The organism is Sphingobium amiense (assembly GCF_003967075.1).
Taxonomy (GTDB): domain Bacteria; phylum Pseudomonadota; class Alphaproteobacteria; order Sphingomonadales; family Sphingomonadaceae; genus Sphingobium; species Sphingobium amiense.
The window spans coordinates 2,483,168-2,500,946 of record NZ_AP018664.1 but is presented as its reverse complement, the minus strand read 5'-3'; the positions used below and the strand labels follow the sequence as shown (position 1 = coordinate 2,500,946).

The following is a 17,779-nucleotide window of genomic DNA, read 5'->3' as shown; positions in this document are numbered from 1 at the left end:
CGTCAGGCGCGGGGGTGGGCGTTGCGGTAGATGTCGAGCAGGTGGGCGGCGTCGACCTGCGTATAGACCTGCGTCGAGGAAAGGCTGGCGTGGCCCAGCAGTTCCTGAAGCGAGCGCAGGTCCGCGCCGCGCCCCAGCAGGTGCGTGGCGAAGCTGTGGCGCAGGGCGTGGGGCGTGGTGCGATCCGACAGGCCCAGCCGTCCGCGCGCGCCCTGCACCGCGCGGCGGATGAGCGCGGGGGAGAGGGGGCCGCCGCGCGCGCCGAGGAACAGGGCTGTGCTCCGGTCGATGCGGTGGGGGCAGTGTTCGACATAGGTTTCGATGGCGGCGCGCACCTGCGGCAGGAGGGGCACGATCCGGGTCTTGCCGCGCTTGCCCGTGACGCGCAGCGTGTCGCCGAGCGGCAATATCTCGCCGGTCAGCCCCATCGCCTCGCCGATGCGAAGGCCCGCGCCATAGAGCAGCAGCAGCACCGCCCAGTCGCGCGCGCCGATCCACGGTTCGCGCGCCGTTTCCGCGATGTCGCCCGCCAGCGCCACGGCTTCGTCCGGGGAGACGGGGCGGGGGAGGCCGCGCTTGACGCGCGGGCCTTTGAGTTGAGGGACGCGGGCGTCCTCGCCGCCGATGAAGCGCAGAAAGCCGCGCACCGCCGACAGTTCCCGCGCGGCGGAGAGGTTGCCGATGCCGTCCATGCGGCGATGGGTCAGGAAGGCGCGGAGGTCCGCCTGCTCGATCCGCGCCAGCTCTGCCGCGTCGACCGGCCCGCCGCGATGTTCGGCGAGGAAAGCGAGCAGGCGTTCCGCCGTCGCGACATAGGCGCGCACCGTGTGGGTGGACCGCCGCCGGTCGAGCGCCAGATGCGCGCGCCAGCGTTCGAGGAGAGAGGGGGCGGCAGGTGTCATCGACCGCTTAGCTTCGCATATTTCCCGCAAGTTTTGACATAGAATTGCGCGGATAGGACATAATAGGATCGCGCGGATGGGAATGCGGCAAAGGGAAGCGAGCGCGTCATGGGGTCCACGCTACCAGAGGGCGCGGTGCTAGGACAGCGGCGCGGGTCCGTTGCTGTCGGCGGCTTCGCGCCGCGCGCGGGCGGTGTCGGTCAGATCCTGCCGTCGGGCCATGGCGAGCCATGCGCTTTCGGCGCGCAGGAAGCGGTCGCGCACATTGGTGAGGGTCGCGGCGGCGGCATCGTCATGCGCCTGCGCCGCAAGGGCGCGATAGTCGGGAGCGGCCACGTCGATCTCCTCGGAAATGGGGGTAGGAAGCTGGCGCGGAGCCGGACGAGCCGGCTCCGCAGCCGTCACGTCATTCGGCGTGCGCGATGTTCACCGCAGCCATCTTGCCGCGCTTGTCCTGCTCCAGATCGTAGGACACGCGGTCCTTTTCACGCAGCGTGGCAAGGCCGGCGCGCTCGACGGCGCTGATGTGAACGAAGGCGTCGGTTCCGCCATTGTCGGGGGCGATGAAGCCATAGCCCTTGTCCGCGTTGAAGAATTTGACGGTGCCGATAATGCTGCTCATGAGAGCGTCCTTTCTTTCAGAACGGCGGACCCTGTGTGGACCCGCCGGGTCGCTAAAGGGGCAGGGAAAGAAGGAAGAGGGAGCAGCAAAGCGCCGAAGACCGTCGATTTGCGACTGTAGCCCGCGCCTTATAGCGCATCGGGGCCGCAATAGCAAAGGCGGGCGGCCCGGCGGCGCGCGCGTCCTTGAAATCCGCGCCGAAATGGGCACATGGGACTTATGCAGCCTCCCTTCGATCCGGCCGATCTGCCGACCGGCGTCCTGATGCAGGTCAGCCCGCTCGTCGCGCGGGTGCTGGCGCCCAATCCCTCGCCCTTCACCTATACGGGCACGCAGACCTATCTTGTGGGAACGGACGCCGTGGCGGTGATCGACCCCGGCCCGGACGATCCGGCGCATCTGGGGGCGCTGACGGCGGGGATCGCCGGGCGTCCGGTCGTCGCGATCCTTTGCACCCACACGCATCGCGACCACAGCCCCGCCGCCCGGCCGTTGAGCGAGCTGACCGGAGCGCCGATCGTCGGCTGCGCGCCGCTGACGCTGGAGGACGACGGGCCGCGCGCCGACGCCGCGTTCGACGCGCATTATATGCCCGACCGCATCATGGCCGACGGCGAACGGGTGAGCGGCCCCGGCTGGACGCTGGAGGCGGTGGCGACGCCGGGGCACACGTCCAATCATCTGTGCTTTGCGCTGATCGAGGAAAAGGCGCTGTTCAGCGGCGATCATGTCATGGGCTGGTCCACCAGCGTCATATCGCCCCCCGATGGCGACATGACCGCCTATATGGCGTCGATGCAGCGGCTGCTGGAGCGCGACGACGCCATCTATTATCCTGCGCATGGCGATCCGGTCGAGCAGCCGCAAAGGCTGGTGCGCGGCATGATGGGGCATCGCAAACAACGCGAGGGGCAGATATTGCGCTTTCTGGAGCGCAACGGATCGGGCGCGATCCCCGACATGGTGGCGGAAATGTACAGGGGCGTCGATCCGCGGCTGCATTCCGCCGCCGGGCGCTCCGTGCTGGCGCACCTCATCGACCTCGACGCTCGCGGGCTGGCGCGCCCGGCCGGGAATGGCCTGTGGCGGACGGGCTGAAGCGCTATGGCCCGCCGGTCGCGCTGGCGCTGCTGATCCTTGCCGTGGGCGCGGCGATGCTGGTGGGCTGGCAGCGCTATAATCGCGACTATGTGGTGAGCGTGGAGGATGACGGTTCCGCCGTCACCAAGATCATCGCTGAACGCATTTCGGGCGCGAGCGCGCTGCGCGTCAGCCGGCTCAACGGCACGATCCAGAGCACGGCGCAGGATGTGCGCGGATTTGGCCTGCTGAAATCCGATCAGGTGGTGAAGATGCCCTATTCGGTCGATTATTTCGTCGACCTGTCGGGCCTGTCCGCGCGCGATCTGGAATGGAACCCGAACACGCGCACGCTGATCGTGAACGCCCCGGACGTGCGGCCTGACACGCCCAATGTCGATGAAAGCCGCCGCACGCTGGTGCGCACCAACGGTGTCTTCGTGACGCGGCAGGCGGGCGAGGAACTCAGCCGCCGGCCGTCCGCCCATGCGCAGGCGCGGGCGATGGCCTCCTCCCGATCGCCCGAGCGCATGGCGCAGGCGCGGGAATATGGGCGCGCCGCCGTCGCGAAGATCATGGGCGCGCCGCTCGCCGCCATCGGCTATGGCGACGCGCGCGTGCTTGTGACCTTTCCGCCCGAACGCCGCGACACGAACCGCGAGCGCTGGGACGTGACCACCCCGATCAACGAGGTGCTGGCCAACCGCCAGCCGCAGCGCTAGGGCGCAGCAGAAACCAAGGAGCGACGAGGGCCATGAACGCATTTACCGGCATCCCGCAGGGCACCGATCTGCGCGCGGAAATCGACCGCCTGCGCAAGGAGCGCAACGCCGTGATCCTGGGCCATTATTACCAGAAGCCCGAAATTCAGGATCTGTCCGATTTCGTCGGCGACAGCCTGGAACTGTCGCGCAAGGCGGCGGAGACGGACGCGGAGGTGATCGCCTTTTGCGGCGTGCGTTTCATGGCGGAGACGGCCAAGATCCTGTCGCCCGAAAAGATCGTCGTGCTGCCCGACATGGACGCGGGCTGTTCGCTTGAAGACAGTTGCCCGCCCGCCCAGTTCAAGGCGTTTCGGGAGGCGCATCCCGATCATATTGCCTTGAGCTACATCAACTGCTCGACCGAGGTGAAGGCGCTTTCCGACATCATCGTCACGTCATCGTCGGCGGAAAAGATCATCGCGCAACTGCCGAAGGACCAGAAGATCATCTTCGGTCCCGACAAGCATCTGGGCGGCTACCTCAAGCGCAAGCTGGGGCGCGACATGCTGCTGTGGCCGGGCGTGTGCATCGTGCATGAGGCTTTCAGCGAGACCGAACTGCTCAAGCTCAAGGCCCAGCACCCGGACGCGCCCATCGCCGCGCATCCCGAATGCCCGCCCTATATCGCCGATCATGCCGACTATATCGGATCGACCAGCGGCATCCTCGACTATTCGCGGACGATGCCGGGCGACACGCTGATCGTCGCGACCGAACCGCACATCATCCACCAGATGCGCAAGACCATGCCGGACAAGAATTTCATCGGCGCGCCCGGCGCGGACGGCAACTGCAACTGCAATGTGTGCCCCTATATGGCGCTCAACACGCTGGAGAAGCTCTACCTCGCGCTGCGCGACCTCAAGCCGCGGATCGAGATGGAGGAAGGGCTGCGTCTGCAGGCCAAGAAGAGCCTCGACCGGATGCTGGAAATGGCGAGCGGCACGGTGGGGCAGGGGGACGTGGGGCCGCGCTAATCCCAGAGCGTCGTGCAGGGAAAGGCCGCAAAGACGGGGTCGCGGGTCAGCAGCGTCAGCCCCTCAAGTTCCGCCTGAGCGGCGAGCAGCCGATCAAACGGGTCGCCATGCGTCAGCGCATATCGTCCTGCACGCAGGGCGTGACCCAGCTTGACGTCGAGCGGGAGGAAGCCTTCGGCCTCCACCGCGTCGGCAAAGGCATCCATGGCGACGCCGGGCTGCAATTTGCCGAGACGGTGCTTGGTCGCAATTTCCCACGCGGTCGCGGCGCTCACGAAAATGTCGCCCGAAGGCGCGGTGATGTGACGGATCGCCTTGCCCAACCGCGTGCGATCATTTGCCCACCACCAGATCAGCACATGGCTGTCGAGCAGCAGGTTCAATCGTCACGCCCTTCCCAAAGGCGCAATTCTTCCTCTGGCAGCGGATCGAAGAAGGCAGCGTCGTCGTAGACGATCTGCCCTTCGAACCGTCCCGGCCTGCGCTCAGGACGTTCGGTGGCGATGGGCACCAGCTTGGCGTAGGGCTTGCCCGCTTTCGCCAGAATGATCTCCTCGCCCGCATGGGCGCGATCGAGCAGTTTCGAGAAATGGGTTTTCGCTTCGTGGACATTGACGATGGCGTTCATCTCGCAAAAGTGGACTAAGTCGTGGACTAAGTCAAGATGAAGGTGGTTGCGACGATGCATCGTCTGATTGTAGAGAGCGCCGCATGAGCTTCTCCCTTCCCGGTTTCGACCTTGCCGCATTCGTCGCTTCCACGCTGGCCGAAGATCTCGGTCCCGATGGGCGCGATGTGACGAGCGAGGCGGTGATTCCGGCCGATGCGCTGTTCGACGGGGTGATGGACAGCCGTGACGCGGTGACGCTGGCCGGGCTGCCGATTGCGGCTGCTTTCTTCCGCGCGCTCGATCCCGATGTGGAGATCGAGCTGCTGCACCGGGATGGCGACCGGGTCGCGGCGGGCACCGACCTGATGCGCATCCGGGGCAAGGCGCGGGCGATGCTGACGGCGGAGCGGTCGGCGCTGAACACTGTCCAGCATCTGACCGGCATCGCCACCATGACCCGCGCCTATGTCGATGCCATCGAGGGCACGGGCGCGACCCTGCTCGACACGCGCAAGACGATACCGGGCCTGCGCGTGCTGGAGAAATATGCGACGCGCATGGGCGGGGCGACCAATCACCGTATGGGCCTGTGGGACGCGGCGATGATCAAGGACAATCATGTCGCGGTCGCGGGATCGGTGGAGGAAGCGGCGCGCCGCGCCGTCGCCGCCGGAGTGGCGAGCATCATCGTCGAGGTCGACAGCATCGGCCAGATCGAACCTGCGCTGGCCGCCGGGGCGACGCACCTGCTGCTCGACAATATGGATGCGGCGATGCTGCGCGAGGCGGTCGCTCTGGTGAACGGGCGCGTGCCGACCGAAGCGTCGGGCGGCGTCACGCTGGAGACCATCCGGGCGCGGGCGGAAAGCGGCGTCACCTATATCAGCGTCGGGCGGCTTACCCAGTCCGCGCCCGCCGCCGACATCGGGCTGGATTTCGCCTATGCCTAGGGCGCTGCTGCCCCTCATCGCGCTCGCCGCGCCGGCCACCGCCATGGCGCAGGAGACGCAGTGCCGCATCCCCGTCATCCTGCCGCGCCCGCAGGTCGAGGGGCCGAGCGCCGACGAGCCGAAGCGGGTGCTGCCCATCGGCAGCTACACGCTCGCGGTGAGCTGGTCGCCCGCTTATTGCGCGCGGTCGAAGGGCGGGGCGAAGGACGATTTCCAGTGCCGGTCCGGCCATGATTTCGGCTTCACCCTGCATGGGCTTTGGCCGGACGGCTATGGCAAGGAGTGGCCGCAATATTGCAAGCCCGCGCCGGTGTTGCCGCGCAAGGTGGTGCGGGATCATCTCTGTGCCACGCCCTCAGTCCAGTTGATCCAGCATGAATGGGTGAAGCACGGCACATGCATGCCGACGACGCCCACGAAATTCTTCGCCCTGTCGCGGAAACTCTACCGGGCGCTGCGCTATCCCGACATGGCGGAACTGGCGGCGCGGCCCAGCCTGTCGGCGCGTAGCTTCGCGACCGCCTTCGCCGCCGCCAACCGGGGCATGCGCGCCGACATGCTGAAGCTCAACGTCAACCGCGACGGGACGCTGGGCGAAGTGTGGATCTGCATGAACCGGCAGTTCCGCTATACGCGCTGCCCCGCGCATCAGGGCGGGGTCAATGACGGCAGCCGGATCGCCATCGTCCCCCGCGGTTAGGCGTCGATCGTCGCCGTCGAGGGATGGTGGCGGTCCAGATGTTTGCGGATGATGCGCAGATTCTTCGTGTTCGACTTGAAGAAGAAGTCGAACGCGTCGCCCGCGAAGGGGATCGCGCCCACCAGCGTGTCGAACCCGACATTGGCCGCCATGCGGGTGAGCTGCCATTTCGACATGCCGAGGTTGCGCGCTTCCCAGACGATCCACGCGCCCATCGCCGCCGTGGCGACATCGCCCACCACCGGGATCAGGCCGACGATGCTGTCGAGGCCGACGCGGCGGGTGGTGCCGGGGATGACGAACAATCCCTCCAGCAACTGCTCCATCGCTTCGATCCGGCGGCGGATCGACGCGGGATCGCGCCCGAAGCCTGGCATGTCGCGCATCACGCGGTCGAACTGATCCTGTGAAATCGCCATCCGTCCTGTCTCCTTAAGACACTCAGTTGGTGCTGCGGAACAGATGGTTCAATGGGTGGCGTGCACGGGGCGAGGGGAGGAAGCCGCTCAGCCGCCGCGAGACGAGCGACCAGCGCACCGGCGCACCGAGCGGAATATAGCCGTTATGCGCCGTCATCCGCGCTTCGGCGTCGGCGATGCGGGCGGCGCGTTCGGCTTCGCTGGTGGCGAGGCTGGCGGCGGTGAGCTGGGCATCGGCCTGCGGATCGCAATGCACTTTGCGCGGGCAGCCGATGCGGCCGAGATACCAGATCGCGCTGTCATAGGCGGCCACTTCGTCCACCAGCCGCAGGTCGGCGTCCGCGCGCATCGCCACGCGCTTCGCGGGCAGGCCGACGGTGGCAAGGTCGCGGGCGATCAGCGCGAACAGCAGGGTCGATCCGGGACCGTTGGGAAGAGCGATGCGCAGCGGTGGCGGGTCGCCATGATCGGCGCGCCAGCGGGTGACGCTGGCCGCTGCCTGCGCCCGCCGCTCATCGAGCGGCATGGCCGCCCACGCGGGCGGCGTCGGATCGCGGCCAAGATCGAGCGCGCCGGGCAGGATCGTCTCGCTCGTCGCCCACCCGCCGAGCGGGAAGACGGCGGGCAACTGGCTGCGGTCGATGGCCATGTTGATCGCGGCGCGTATGCCTTCGTCGTCCAGCAGGTCGCCCGATCCCACCACCGCAAAGCCGAGCAGCCCCTGCACGGGATCGACGCGCACATCGTTGCGGTCCACCCCGGCGGGCACGAGCAGCGGCAGGTCGGAATAGCGCCCGCCCAGCACCAGCGCGGCGTCCCCCTCGCGATAGCGTATGATGGCGAGCGCGGCACGTTCGGCGCGGACGACGCGGGTCTGCCAGGGCGGAATCGGCTGATCCTCATCGCCATCGTCGCCGCTCAGCCGGTCGATGGGTGTCAGGAACAGGGCGCTGCCCTGCGTCGCGCGGCGATAGGGTCCGGTGCCACCCGCCCGGGACAGCACCGCCATCTGCGGCTGGGCGAGCATCTGGAGGATGAAGGGGCGGGGCGCGGCCAGCCGGATCTCGATCACCTCGCCGGTCATGGGGATCACCGCCTGCACGGCGTCGAGCGGTCCTTCCGGGTCGAGCCGCCGCAGCATTTCGATTCGCGCCATCAGCATCCGGGCGACATCGGGCGCGGTGACGCGCGATCCATCCTCCCAGAAGGCGCGGCGCAGGCGGAAGATGTAGCTGCGCCCATCATCCTGCACGATCCAGCGCTGGGCCAGCGCGGGCAGGATGTCGCCGCTCGCGTCGAAGGCGACGAGACCCTGCGCCGTCGTTTCGAGGATGAGCTTGGCGGCGGGATCGGGCAGGTTGGGGAGCGGGCGGGCGAAATCGTCCCTGTCGCCGATGACGCTGACGACGACCGGCCCGCGTCCTTCGTCCGAACATCCGCGCGCCAGCAGACCGAGCGCCGCTGCGGCGGTCAGGAGGGCGAGGCGGCGGCGGGGAGCGGGGGCGGTCATGCGGCGCCGACCCTAGCCTGCGCCGCCGCTCCCGCCAACACTCGACGCGATCAGGGGTGGCGTGCGGCCTTCGCTTCGCCCTGCGGGCCGAACAGCATCACCTGGTCCGCCTGGCTGTCGTAACGCGGCCAGGCGGGAAGGCCGCCGCCGTTGGGATCGCCCCGGCGCACGAAATTCACGACATAGCCACTCATCGCCCGGCCCATGGCGTTGTCGCGGGGCGTGGTCGCCGCGCCATATTTGATCGCCTGCGTATCGAAGAAGAAGGGGATGTCGCTGGCATGGGCCGCGCCGGGCCTGCCGAGCGACTGCGCCACATAGTCGAAATAATAGGCGTAGACGGGGAGTTTGCGCTCCGTGAGCGTCGCGGCGAGACGGTGCGCGCCCGCGATCATGTAACCGTCCGGTCCGCCGATGTCGGCGCTGGTCGCGCCGATCATCACCGGCACATGCGCGAAGCGGTCGGCGGCATAGGCGTCGGCGGGCGACACGGCGATGCGCCCGTCCGGGTAGGGCGGGACGTAATGGAGGCGTGCGGCGTCGGCCAGCGTGGCGAGGTTGAGATTGTCTATGACCTGCGCAGGGGTGAGCGCGCGCAACTGCGCGAGCGCGTCCGCGCCGCTGCCGACGCCCTTGCTCGCTGCGAAGTCTGCGCCGACCTGCTCCGCCTGCGCGGGCGAGCCTTTCATCGCGCCGTCGCCGCCCGACAGGATGATGGCCCGCGCGAAAAGGCCTTTCGTCATCGGCGATGTCAGCAGCGCGTGGACCGACATGCCGCCCGCGCTTTCGCCCATGATCGTCACCTGCGCGGGATCGCCGCCGAAGCGCGCGATGTTGCGCCGGACCCACCGGAGCGCGGCGATCTGGTCCATCAGGCCGTAATTGCCGAGCAGCCCCCTGTCGGCATCGGCGGCGGTCAGGGCGGGGTGGGCGAAGGTGCCGAAGCGACCGATCCGGTAGTTGAAGCTGACGACCATGATCCCCTGCTTCGCCAGCAGCGCGCCCGAATAGGTGGGGGGCGAGGAGCCGCCGTTCACGAAGCCGCCGCCATAGATCCACACGAGCACGGGCAGCTTCGCCGCAGCGGACGCGCGCGCAGGCTTCCAGACATTGACGTAGAGGCAGTCTTCCGAAGGCGGCGTGCCGAGAGGAGCGGCGTCGCTCGGGAAGGGAAGCTGCATACAGTCGTTGCGATAGGCGGTGGCGTCGCGCACGTCGCGCCACGGCTGCGCGGGCTGCGGCATCCGCCAGCGCAGGTCGCCGACCGGCGGGGCGGCGAAGGGAATGCCCTTCCAGCTTGCGATATCCTGCTCGACCTGACCGCGCACCCTGCCGAGATCGGTCGCGACGACAGGGGAAGCGGGCGGGGCGGCGGCGGCGGGCGCGAGCGCCGACAGAGCGGCGAGCAGCGAGAACAGGGCTTTGGGACGCACGGGCTTTTCCGCTCCGGTGGAATGAGGAGCGGGGAATAGAGGCATTTTACAGGCGCGATGGCAATGGCTTCTACGACCATTGGCTGACCCCGGCGGGGGAAAAGAAAAGGGCGGCGCCTCCCATGGAGACGCCGCCCTTTGCAGATCGGGCCGGCCCCGCCGTGTGGCGAGGCGGCTGGCCGATTACTTCAGCTCGACGGTCGCGCCGGCTTCTTCGAGCTGCTTCTTCAGCTTCTCGGCTTCGTCCTTGTTCACGCCTTCCTTGACGGCCTTCGGCGCGCCTTCGACCAGCGCCTTGGCTTCGGTCAGACCGAGGCCGGTGATGGCGCGGACTTCCTTGATGACGTTGATCTTCTTGCCGCCGTCGCCGGTCAGGATGACGTCGAATTCGGTCTGCTCTTCAGCAGCGGCAGCAGCCGGGGCGCCAGCGGCGGGGCCGGCGACGGCGACGGCAGCGGCGGCCGAAACGCCCCACTTTTCTTCGAGAGCCTTCGAAAGCTCAGCGGCTTCGAGGACGGTGAGGGCCGAAAGCTGATCGACCAGAGCGTTGATGTCTGCCATGTGTCTAATTCCTTGTTTGGGGCGGAATGCCCCGTCAGATGAGGGTCAAAAAATCGGTTCGGGAAAGGCTTACGCCGCTTCCTTCTCCGCATAGGCGTTGAAGACGCGCGCCAACTGCGCAGCCGGTGCCTGGGTGACGGTCGCGAGCTTGGTAGCCGGGGCGACCAGAAGGCCGACCAGCTTCGCACGCAGTTCATCCAGCGACGGCATCGACGCGAGAGCCTTCACGCCCTCCGCATCGAGCAGCACTTCGCCCATCGCGCCGCCAACGATCTCGAGACGATCGTTGGTCTTTGCGAAATCGATCGCAACCTTGGCGGCGGCGACCGGATCGGCCGAGGTGGCGAGACCGACCGGACCGGTCAGCAGGTCGCTGAGGCCGGTATAGGCGGTGCCATCAAGGGCGATGCGGGCGAGGCGGTTCTTCGTAACCTTGTAGGAAGCGCCGGCTTCGCGCATCTTCTGGCGCAGGACGGTCGACTGGGCGACGGTCATGCCAAGGTTGCGGGTCACGACGACCACGCCAACATTTGCCAGCTCTGCGTTCAGCGCGGAAACGACCTCAGCTTTCTGATTACGATCCATGCCATTACTCCACTTCATGTCCGTGCAGACGAACCGCACGGACGACTAAAACCCGCGCGAACGCGGGGCACTGGGGTCCGAAGGGGAGAGATCGACCGGCCCGCGCCATCAAGGAACAGGCAGACCCGGAAGGGCGTCGAAACCCGTCCGGCAAAGAACTTTTCCCCGTCTAGGCCGGGCATTAAGAAGGGCATATTCCCTTCACCGACTGTCTCGGACGGAAGACGCGCGGGACGAATCCCGTGCGTCTGCTGCGCGCGCCCTTAAGGCATCGCGCCCCGCGCGTCAATCGAGGTTGGGCCGCAGATAGCGTTCGGCGGTGTCCAGGTCGATGCCGCGCCGCTGCGCATAATCCTCCATCTGGTCGCGGCCCACGCGCGCGACGCCGAAATATTCGGCCTGCGCATGGCCGAAATAAAAGCCGCTGACCGCCGCTGTGGGCAGCATCGCGAAGCTTTCGGTCAGCGTCACGCCGGTCGCATGATGGGCGTCCAGCATGTCGAACAATATGGGCTTCAGGCTATGTTCCGGGCAGGCGGGATAGCCGGGCGCGGGGCGGATGCCGCGATATTGTTCCTTGATCAGCGCCTCGTTGGTGAGCTGCTCCCCTTCCGCGTAGCCCCAGAGCGCGGTGCGGACATAATGGTGCAGCCGCTCGGCAAAGGCTTCGGCGAGGCGGTCGGCCAGCGCCTTGAGAAGGATGTCCGAATAATCGTCGATTGCTGCCTTGAACCGCGCCAGATGCGGTTCGATGCCGTGTATCGACACGGCAAAGCCGCCCATCCAGTCGCCATTGGGGCTGATGAAGTCGGCAAGGCACATGTTCGCCCGCCCTTCCCGCTTGGCGATCTGCTGGCGCAGCATGGGCAGGCGCACATGTTTTTCGTCCTCGACATGGACAACGATGTCGTCGCCTTCGCGGCGGCAGGGCCACAGGCCCGCGACGCCGCGCGCGGTCAGCCATTTCTCGTTGAGGATGCGGTCCAGCATCTTCTGCGCGTCGGCGAACAGGCTGCGCGCGCTCTCGCCCACGACCGCGTCGTCGAGGATCGCGGGATAGTTGCCCGCCAGTTCCCACGCGCGGAAGAAGGGAGTCCAGTCGATATAGTTGACCAGATCCTTCAGATCCCAGTCGGGGAAGCGATGCACGCCGGGCAGGAGCGGGCGGGGCGCTTTGAGCGCCTCGTCCATCTCGAATCCGTTGGCGCGGGCGTCCTCGATGCTGAGCAACTGGCTCTGCCCCTTGCCCTCGCGCGCGGCGCGTACATGGGCATAATCGTCCTTCGTCTTCTGCACGAAGTCGGTCTTCTGCGTGTCGGACACGAGCGCCGTCGCCACGCCCACGGCGCGGCTGGCGTCGAGCACATGGACGACCGGGCCGGTGAAGGCCGGGTCGATGCGCAGCGCCGTGTGCACTTTCGACGTGGTCGCGCCGCCGATGAGGAGCGGCATCGTCATGTTCGCGCGCTGCATTTCCGCGGCCACCGTCACCATCTCGTCGAGCGATGGGGTGATGAGGCCGGACAGGCCGATCATGTCGGCGTCATTCTCGTTCGCGGCCTTGATGATGTCCTGCCAGGGCACCATCACGCCCATGTCGATGACTTCGAAGCCGTTGCACTGGAGCACGACGCCGACGATGTTCTTGCCGATGTCGTGCACGTCGCCCTTGACCGTCGCCATGACGATCTTGCCCTTGCCCTTCGCGCCCGGCTCCTTCGCCGCCTCGATATAGGGGAGGAGGTGGGCGACCGCCTTCTTCATGACGCGGGCGGATTTGACGACCTGCGGCAGGAACATCTTGCCCGCGCCGAACAGGTCGCCGACGACATTCATGCCGTCCATCAGCGGGCCTTCGATCACCTCGATGGGGCGGGCGGCGGCGAGGCGGGCTTCCTCCGTATCCTCGACCACATACATGTCGATGCCCTTGACCAGCGCATGTTCGAGGCGCTTTTCGACCGGCCAGCCGCGCCATTCCTGCGCCGCCTTTTCCGACGCGGCGTCCTTGCCCTTGTAGCTTTCGGCGAGGGCGACAAGGCGGTCGCCCGCTTCCGGGTCGGTGTTGAGCAGCACATCCTCGCACGCCTTGCGCAGCGCGGGGTCGATGGCGTCATACACGTCGAGCTGGCCCGCGTTGACGATGGCCATGTCGAGTCCGGCGGGAATCGCGTGGTAGAGGAAGACGCTGTGCATCGCGCGGCGGACCGGCTCGTTGCCGCGGAAGGAGAAGGAGAAGTTCGACAGGCCGCCCGAAATATGGACGTGCGGGCAGCGGGCCTTGATCTCCCGGCAGGCCTCGATGAAATCGACGCCGTAATTATTGTGCTCCTCGATCCCCGTCGCCACGGCGAAGATGTTGGGATCGAAAATGATGTCTTCGGGCGGGAAGCCGATCCCGACCAGCAGCTTGTAGGCGCGCTCGCAGATTTCGACCTTGCGCGCCTGCGTGTCGGCCTGACCCGTTTCGTCGAACGCCATGACGACGACCGCCGCGCCATAGGCCATGCATTTGCGGGCATGTTCGAGGAAGATCGCCTCGCCTTCCTTCATGCTGATCGAATTAACGACCGGCTTGCCGCTGACGCATTTCAGGCCCGCTTCGATCACTTCCCATTTGGAGCTGTCGATCATGACGGGGACGCGGCTGATATCGGGTTCCGACGTCATGAGCTTGAGGAAGGTTGTCATCGCCTCGACCGCGTCGAGCAGACCTTCGTCCATGTTCACGTCGACGATCTGCGCGCCGTTTTCGACCTGATCGCGCGCGATGTCGATGGCGGCGGCATAGTCGCCCGCCATGATGAGCTTCTTGAACTTGGCCGAGCCGGTGACGTTGGTGCGCTCGCCGATATTGACGAAGGTGGCGGTGGAGGTTTGGGTCATTTCGGCCTTCTTCTCCCCTCCCGCTTGCGGGAGGGGTCGGGGGAGGGTCTGTAATGAGGCGGGCAGAACATGCCCTGCCCTAACCCCTCCCGCAGGCGGGAGGGGGACTAAGCGCTACGCCGCGATGTGCATCGGTTCGAGGCCCGCGAGCCGCGTCACGACCGGCAGCTCCGGCACCGTGCGCGGCTTTTCGCCCGCGAGCGCACGCGCCACTGCGCCGATATGCGCGGGGGTCGTGCCGCAGCAGCCTCCGACCATGTTGACGAGGCCTTCGTCCACCCAGTCGCGGATCAGCTTCGCGGTGGTTTCGGGGAGTTCGTCATATTGTCCGAGTTCGTTGGGCAGGCCGGCATTGGGATAGGCCAGGATCAGCGTGTCGGCATTCTTCGACAATTCGCTGAGATAAGGCCGCAGCAGGTCCGCGCCGAACGCGCAATTGACGCCGATGGTGAGCGGCTTCAGGTGGCGCAGCGAATACCAGAAGGCGTTGATCGTGTGGCCCGACAAGTTGCGGCCCGACATGTCGGTGATGGTGAAGCTGAGCATCAGCGGCACCGGGCGGCCGGCCGCCGCTTCCGCCTCGCGCGCGGCCATGCCCGCCGCCTTGGCGTTGAGCGTATCGAAGCAGGTTTCGACCAGCAGGAAGTCCACGCCCCCCGCGATCAGCGCGTCGCACTGCTCGCGATAATCGGCCTTGAGCGTGTCATAATCGACTTCGCGATAGGCGGGATCGTTGACGTCGGGCGAGATGCTGAGCGTCTTGTTGGTGGGACCGATGGATCCGGCGACGAAGCGGGGCTGGCCGTCCTTCGCCGTCGCCTTCTCGCAGGCCGAGCGCGCCAGCTTCGCGGCGGCGACGTTGATGTCCCACACCAGATGTTCGCAGCCATAGTCGGCCATGGCGATCTTCGTGGAGGAAAAGGTGTTGGTCTCCACCATGTCCGCGCCCGCCTCCAGATAGGCAGTGTGGATGCCCTCCACGATGTCGGGGCGGGTCAGGCAGAGAAGATCGTTATTGCCCTTCTGGTCCTTGGGCAGGTCAAGGTCGCCGCGATAGTCGGCTTCGGTCAGGCCGTGCTTCTGGATCGACGTGCCATAGCCGCCGTCGAAGATCAGGATCTTTTCGGCGGCAAGTTTACGCAACTGGTCTTCGGCGGTCATGCGGCTTTCTCCGATGAGGCAAGTGCCGCCCTGGGCCGCAGCCCGAGCAGGTGGCAGATCGCATAGCTGAGTTCCGCCCGGTTGAGCGTGTAGAAATGGAAGTCGCGCACGCCGCCTTCGTAGAGGCTGCGGCACAGTTCCGCCGCGATGGTGGCGGAGACGAGCTGGCGCGATCCGGGATGGTCGTCCAGCCCTTCGAACAGGCGCGCCATCCAGCTCGGCACGGCAGTGTTGCACATGGCGGCCATGCGCTTGGTCGCGGCGAAATTGCTGACGGGCATGATGCCGGGCACGATGTCGGCGGTGATCCCTCCGGCCAACACCTTGTCCATGAAGCGGAAATAGGCTTCGGGCGAGAAGAAGAACTGGGTGATCGCGCGGGTCGCGCCTGCGTCCAGCTTGCGTTTCAGATTGTCGAGATCGCTCTGCGCGCTGGCGGCGTCTGGATGGACTTCGGGATAGGCCGACACGCTGATCTCGAACGGATGGAGCTTCACCAGTCCCTCGACCAGTTCCGCCGCCCCATTGTAGCCGTCCGGATGCGGCTCGAACCTGCCGCCCGCTTCGGGCGGATCGCCGCGCAGCGCGACGATGTGGCGCACGCCCGCATTCCAGTAGGCGTCGGCGATCTCCGCGATCTCGGCCTTGCTCGCGGCCACGCAGGTCAGGTGCGCGGCGGCGGCGAGCGGGGTTTCCTGCGCGATACGGGCGACGGTCGCATGGGTGCGCTCGCGCGTCGATCCGCCCGCGCCATAGGTGACGGACACGAACTGCGGCGCCAGCGGCGTCAGCGTTTCGATCGCCGACCAGAGCTGCGCTTCCATCTTCTCCGTCTTGGGGGGGAAAAATTCGAAGCTCACGCGCGCGTCGCCAGCCAGGTCCGCATAGAGCGGCGCGGCAGGATCATTGAGGGTCATGCGGAAATCCGTCCTTCGATAGGCAGGACGCGCGCGCCCTTGCGCCGTCCCAGCCAGAGTTGCACCGTGAGTTGATCGCCCGGCAGCGTTTCGACCCGCTCCAGGGCAAGGCCCGCCGCCGCGAACCAGCCGTCGATCTGTTCGTCCGAAAAGCCGAGCCGCGCATGCTGGTCGCGGGTGCGCAGTTCTTCCCGCTCGTGCGGGGCGAAATCTGCGATGAGGACGCGGCCGTCCGCCGCCATCACGCGCGCGGCTTCGGCGATTACGGCTTCGGGCGCCTGCGCATAATGCAGCACCTGATGCAGCACGACCGTGTCCACGCTGCCCGCGTCGAGCGGCAGGTCCATGAAATCGCCCAGCAGCAGCGCGTAGCGGTCGCCCGCATCCTGCGGCAGCTTGGCGCGGGCGAGGCGGAGCATGTCGGGGCTGCGGTCCAGCGCGGTCACGGCGCGGGCGTCCTGCCCGAACAGTTCGATCATGCGCCCGGTCCCGGTGCCGATGTCGAGCAGATGGCCGATGGGTTCGGGCGTCAGCAGCGCGCGCATCGCGGCTTCCACCTCTCCTTCCGCGACATGGAGCGAGCGGATCGCGTCCCATTGTTCGGCATGATCGGCGAAATAGCTTTCCGCCGCCTTCGCCCTGTCCGCACGCACCGCGGCCAGCCGGGCAAGGTCCGCCGTCTGCCACAGCGCTTCGGCGGCGGACGGTTCGAGCCGGTCGAACAGCGTCAGGAAAGGTTCGACGGCGCGGGTGCGGGGCAGGCGCAGGAACACCCAGTTTCCTTCCTTGCGCCGTTCGACGAGGCCCGCTTCGGCAAGGATGCGCACATGGCGCGACACGCGCGGCTGGCTTTGCCCGACCACCTGTGCGATTTCGCCCACGGCCAGTTCCATCGCGCGCAACAGGTGCACGATCCGCAGCCGCGTCGGATCGCCCAGGGCGCGGAAAATGTCGAGCGACGCTGCCATGGCCAATTCATATAAAGAAATCTTTATATACGTCAATGCCGGTGCGCCGGGTTGGCCTTTACCGGGTTCTTTACCGCAAGCGTCATGAAATGGGATTGAATTGCTTCGCCCAAGGCATTACGAATCGGTGCGCAGGCGCAATGGGGGGTGAGCTTTTCTCCGAGAGTGGTCTGCAATTTGTTTTTCTCAGAGAGGGGTTTTTGCCCATGACCAAGTCGATTGCTCTTTCGCTCGTTCTCGCCGCTTCGCTCGGCCTCGCTGCTTGCTCGGGCAAGAGCGAAGAAAACGCCGCCAACAACGCCGCCAATGCGGCCGAGAACGCGTCGAACGCTGCCGACAACGCCATGAACGCCGCGCTGAACGCCGCCGACAACGCCGCCAACGCTGCGTCGAACGCGACCAACAACGCCGCGAACGCGATGTAAGACCCGTTCGGGTTTTGAGATTACGAAAGGGTCGCGCCGATAACGGTGCGGCCCTTTTGCTTTTGAGGAGCCGATGCGAATGATCCGTTTTGCCATGGCGTTCGCCATGCTTCTACCGCTGGCCGCGTGCGGCGGAGGAGACGGCGAGGGGGATGGGGTCGGCGGTGTGACGGCGGCGCAGGCCGACGCGCTCAACCGCGCGGCGGCGCGGGTGGATGCGCAAGGAGAGGTCGCGAACGACGCCGTTCCTGCGTCCTCTCCGTCGTCGAAGCCCTGACACGACGCAAAAAAGGGCCGCCCTTGCGGGCG

At 66.8% G+C, this 17,779-nt stretch carries 21 protein-coding genes; 7 read left to right on the top strand and 14 right to left on the bottom strand.

The genetic code is table 11. The annotated features are described in order from the left end of the window. Positions 1 to 2 precede the first annotated feature (2 nt). The 3 genes from SAMIE_RS12050 to SAMIE_RS12040 all read right to left on the bottom strand — a co-directional run bounded on the left by SAMIE_RS12050 (position 3) and on the right by SAMIE_RS12040 (position 1,524). Positions 3 to 902, bottom strand: coding sequence for a tyrosine recombinase XerC (locus SAMIE_RS12050; RefSeq protein ID WP_066700426.1), 900 nt, complete (start codon positions 900 to 902; stop codon positions 3 to 5). 138 nt (positions 903 to 1,040) lie between these two features. Beyond that, entirely contained in the window at positions 1,041 to 1,238 is a 198-nt protein-coding gene (locus tag SAMIE_RS12045) for a hypothetical protein (RefSeq protein ID WP_066700424.1), read from the bottom strand. Positions 1,239 to 1,308: 70 nt separating this feature from the next. Then, complete coding sequence (locus SAMIE_RS12040) at positions 1,309 to 1,524, bottom strand: cold-shock protein (protein WP_066700422.1); 216 nt, start codon at positions 1,522 to 1,524, stop codon at positions 1,309 to 1,311. A gap of 219 nt (positions 1,525 to 1,743) precedes the next feature. Between SAMIE_RS12040 and SAMIE_RS12035 the strand changes: the two genes are divergently transcribed. From SAMIE_RS12035 to nadA, 3 genes are read left to right on the top strand one after another with little or no spacing between them, the layout of a single operon-like run. Then, the gene (locus tag SAMIE_RS12035) at positions 1,744 to 2,622 is read left to right on the top strand and encodes an MBL fold metallo-hydrolase (RefSeq protein ID WP_066700417.1); all 879 of its coding nucleotides are present in this window, start codon (positions 1,744 to 1,746) and stop codon (positions 2,620 to 2,622) included. Then, positions 2,607 to 3,326: a DUF4230 domain-containing protein gene (locus tag SAMIE_RS12030; RefSeq protein WP_066700416.1), complete on the top strand. Its 720-nt coding sequence runs from the start codon at positions 2,607 to 2,609 to the stop codon at positions 3,324 to 3,326. The genes SAMIE_RS12035 and SAMIE_RS12030 overlap by 16 nt, the downstream gene beginning before the upstream one ends. Positions 3,327 to 3,358: 32 nt before the next feature. Continuing rightward, on the top strand, positions 3,359 to 4,345 hold the full coding sequence (nadA, locus tag SAMIE_RS12025) for a quinolinate synthase NadA (protein ID WP_066700415.1): 987 nt from the start codon (positions 3,359 to 3,361) through the stop codon (positions 4,343 to 4,345). Here the strand turns inward: nadA and SAMIE_RS12020 are convergent. After that, the gene (locus tag SAMIE_RS12020; protein ID WP_066700413.1) at positions 4,342 to 4,728 is read right to left on the bottom strand and encodes a type II toxin-antitoxin system VapC family toxin; all 387 of its coding nucleotides are present in this window, start codon (positions 4,726 to 4,728) and stop codon (positions 4,342 to 4,344) included. The two genes, nadA and SAMIE_RS12020, sit on opposite strands and share 4 nt — an antisense overlap. Continuing rightward, positions 4,725 to 4,973: a type II toxin-antitoxin system Phd/YefM family antitoxin gene (locus tag SAMIE_RS12015; RefSeq protein WP_066700411.1), complete on the bottom strand. Its 249-nt coding sequence runs from the start codon at positions 4,971 to 4,973 to the stop codon at positions 4,725 to 4,727. Before SAMIE_RS12015 ends, SAMIE_RS12020 begins: the two co-directional genes overlap by 4 nt. 83 nt (positions 4,974 to 5,056) lie before the next feature. Here SAMIE_RS12015 and nadC point away from each other — a divergent pair, with 83 nt between their 5' ends. Continuing rightward, positions 5,057 to 5,905: a carboxylating nicotinate-nucleotide diphosphorylase gene (nadC, locus tag SAMIE_RS12010; RefSeq protein WP_066700410.1), complete on the top strand. Its 849-nt coding sequence runs from the start codon at positions 5,057 to 5,059 to the stop codon at positions 5,903 to 5,905. Then, entirely contained in the window at positions 5,898 to 6,605 is a 708-nt protein-coding gene (locus tag SAMIE_RS12005) for a ribonuclease T2 family protein (protein WP_066700409.1), read from the top strand. The genes nadC and SAMIE_RS12005 overlap by 8 nt, the downstream gene beginning before the upstream one ends. On the opposite strand, the gene SAMIE_RS12000 is transcribed toward SAMIE_RS12005, so the two are convergent. The 9 genes from SAMIE_RS12000 to SAMIE_RS11960 all read right to left on the bottom strand — a co-directional run bounded on the left by SAMIE_RS12000 (position 6,602) and on the right by SAMIE_RS11960 (position 17,045). Beyond that, positions 6,602 to 7,024 (bottom strand): DUF4112 domain-containing protein, encoded by a 423-nt coding sequence (locus tag SAMIE_RS12000; RefSeq protein WP_066700406.1) that lies wholly within the window; start codon positions 7,022 to 7,024, stop codon positions 6,602 to 6,604. The genes SAMIE_RS12005 and SAMIE_RS12000 overlap by 4 nt on opposite strands. A 22-nt stretch (positions 7,025 to 7,046) precedes the next feature. Beyond that, the gene (locus SAMIE_RS11995) at positions 7,047 to 8,534 is read right to left on the bottom strand and encodes an ABC transporter substrate-binding protein (RefSeq protein WP_066700404.1); all 1,488 of its coding nucleotides are present in this window, start codon (positions 8,532 to 8,534) and stop codon (positions 7,047 to 7,049) included. Between the two features lie 50 nt (positions 8,535 to 8,584). Then, complete coding sequence (locus tag SAMIE_RS11990; RefSeq protein ID WP_408641231.1) at positions 8,585 to 9,967, bottom strand: carboxylesterase/lipase family protein; 1,383 nt, start codon at positions 9,965 to 9,967, stop codon at positions 8,585 to 8,587. A gap of 183 nt (positions 9,968 to 10,150) precedes the next feature. Then, complete coding sequence (gene rplL, locus SAMIE_RS11985; protein ID WP_066700403.1) at positions 10,151 to 10,528, bottom strand: 50S ribosomal protein L7/L12; 378 nt, start codon at positions 10,526 to 10,528, stop codon at positions 10,151 to 10,153. A gap of 69 nt (positions 10,529 to 10,597) precedes the next feature. Then, positions 10,598 to 11,113 carry a 50S ribosomal protein L10 gene (gene rplJ, locus SAMIE_RS11980; protein ID WP_066700401.1) on the bottom strand — a complete coding sequence of 172 codons (516 nt, stop codon included), beginning with the start codon at positions 11,111 to 11,113 and terminating at the stop codon, positions 10,598 to 10,600. Positions 11,114 to 11,398: 285 nt separating this feature from the next. Then, a complete protein-coding gene (gene metH, locus SAMIE_RS11975) occupies positions 11,399 to 13,999 on the bottom strand; it encodes a methionine synthase (protein WP_066700397.1) in 2,601 nt (866 codons plus the stop codon). A gap of 114 nt (positions 14,000 to 14,113) precedes the next feature. Continuing rightward, entirely contained in the window at positions 14,114 to 15,160 is a 1,047-nt protein-coding gene (locus tag SAMIE_RS11970; RefSeq protein ID WP_066700392.1) for a homocysteine S-methyltransferase family protein, read from the bottom strand. Continuing rightward, entirely contained in the window at positions 15,157 to 16,077 is a 921-nt protein-coding gene (metF, locus tag SAMIE_RS11965; RefSeq protein ID WP_066700391.1) for a methylenetetrahydrofolate reductase, read from the bottom strand. Before metF ends, SAMIE_RS11970 begins: the two co-directional genes overlap by 4 nt. Beyond that, a complete protein-coding gene (locus tag SAMIE_RS11960) occupies positions 16,074 to 17,045 on the bottom strand; it encodes an ArsR/SmtB family transcription factor (RefSeq protein WP_066700389.1) in 972 nt (323 codons plus the stop codon). Before SAMIE_RS11960 ends, metF begins: the two co-directional genes overlap by 4 nt. Before the next feature lie 206 nt (positions 17,046 to 17,251). Here SAMIE_RS11960 and SAMIE_RS24050 point away from each other — a divergent pair, with 206 nt between their 5' ends. After that, positions 17,252 to 17,470 carry a circumsporozoite protein gene (locus tag SAMIE_RS24050; protein ID WP_066700387.1) on the top strand — a complete coding sequence of 73 codons (219 nt, stop codon included), beginning with the start codon at positions 17,252 to 17,254 and terminating at the stop codon, positions 17,468 to 17,470. Between the two features lie 79 nt (positions 17,471 to 17,549). Continuing rightward, entirely contained in the window at positions 17,550 to 17,747 is a 198-nt protein-coding gene (locus SAMIE_RS11950; protein ID WP_066700386.1) for a hypothetical protein, read from the top strand. Positions 17,748 to 17,779: the final 32 nt, after the last annotated feature.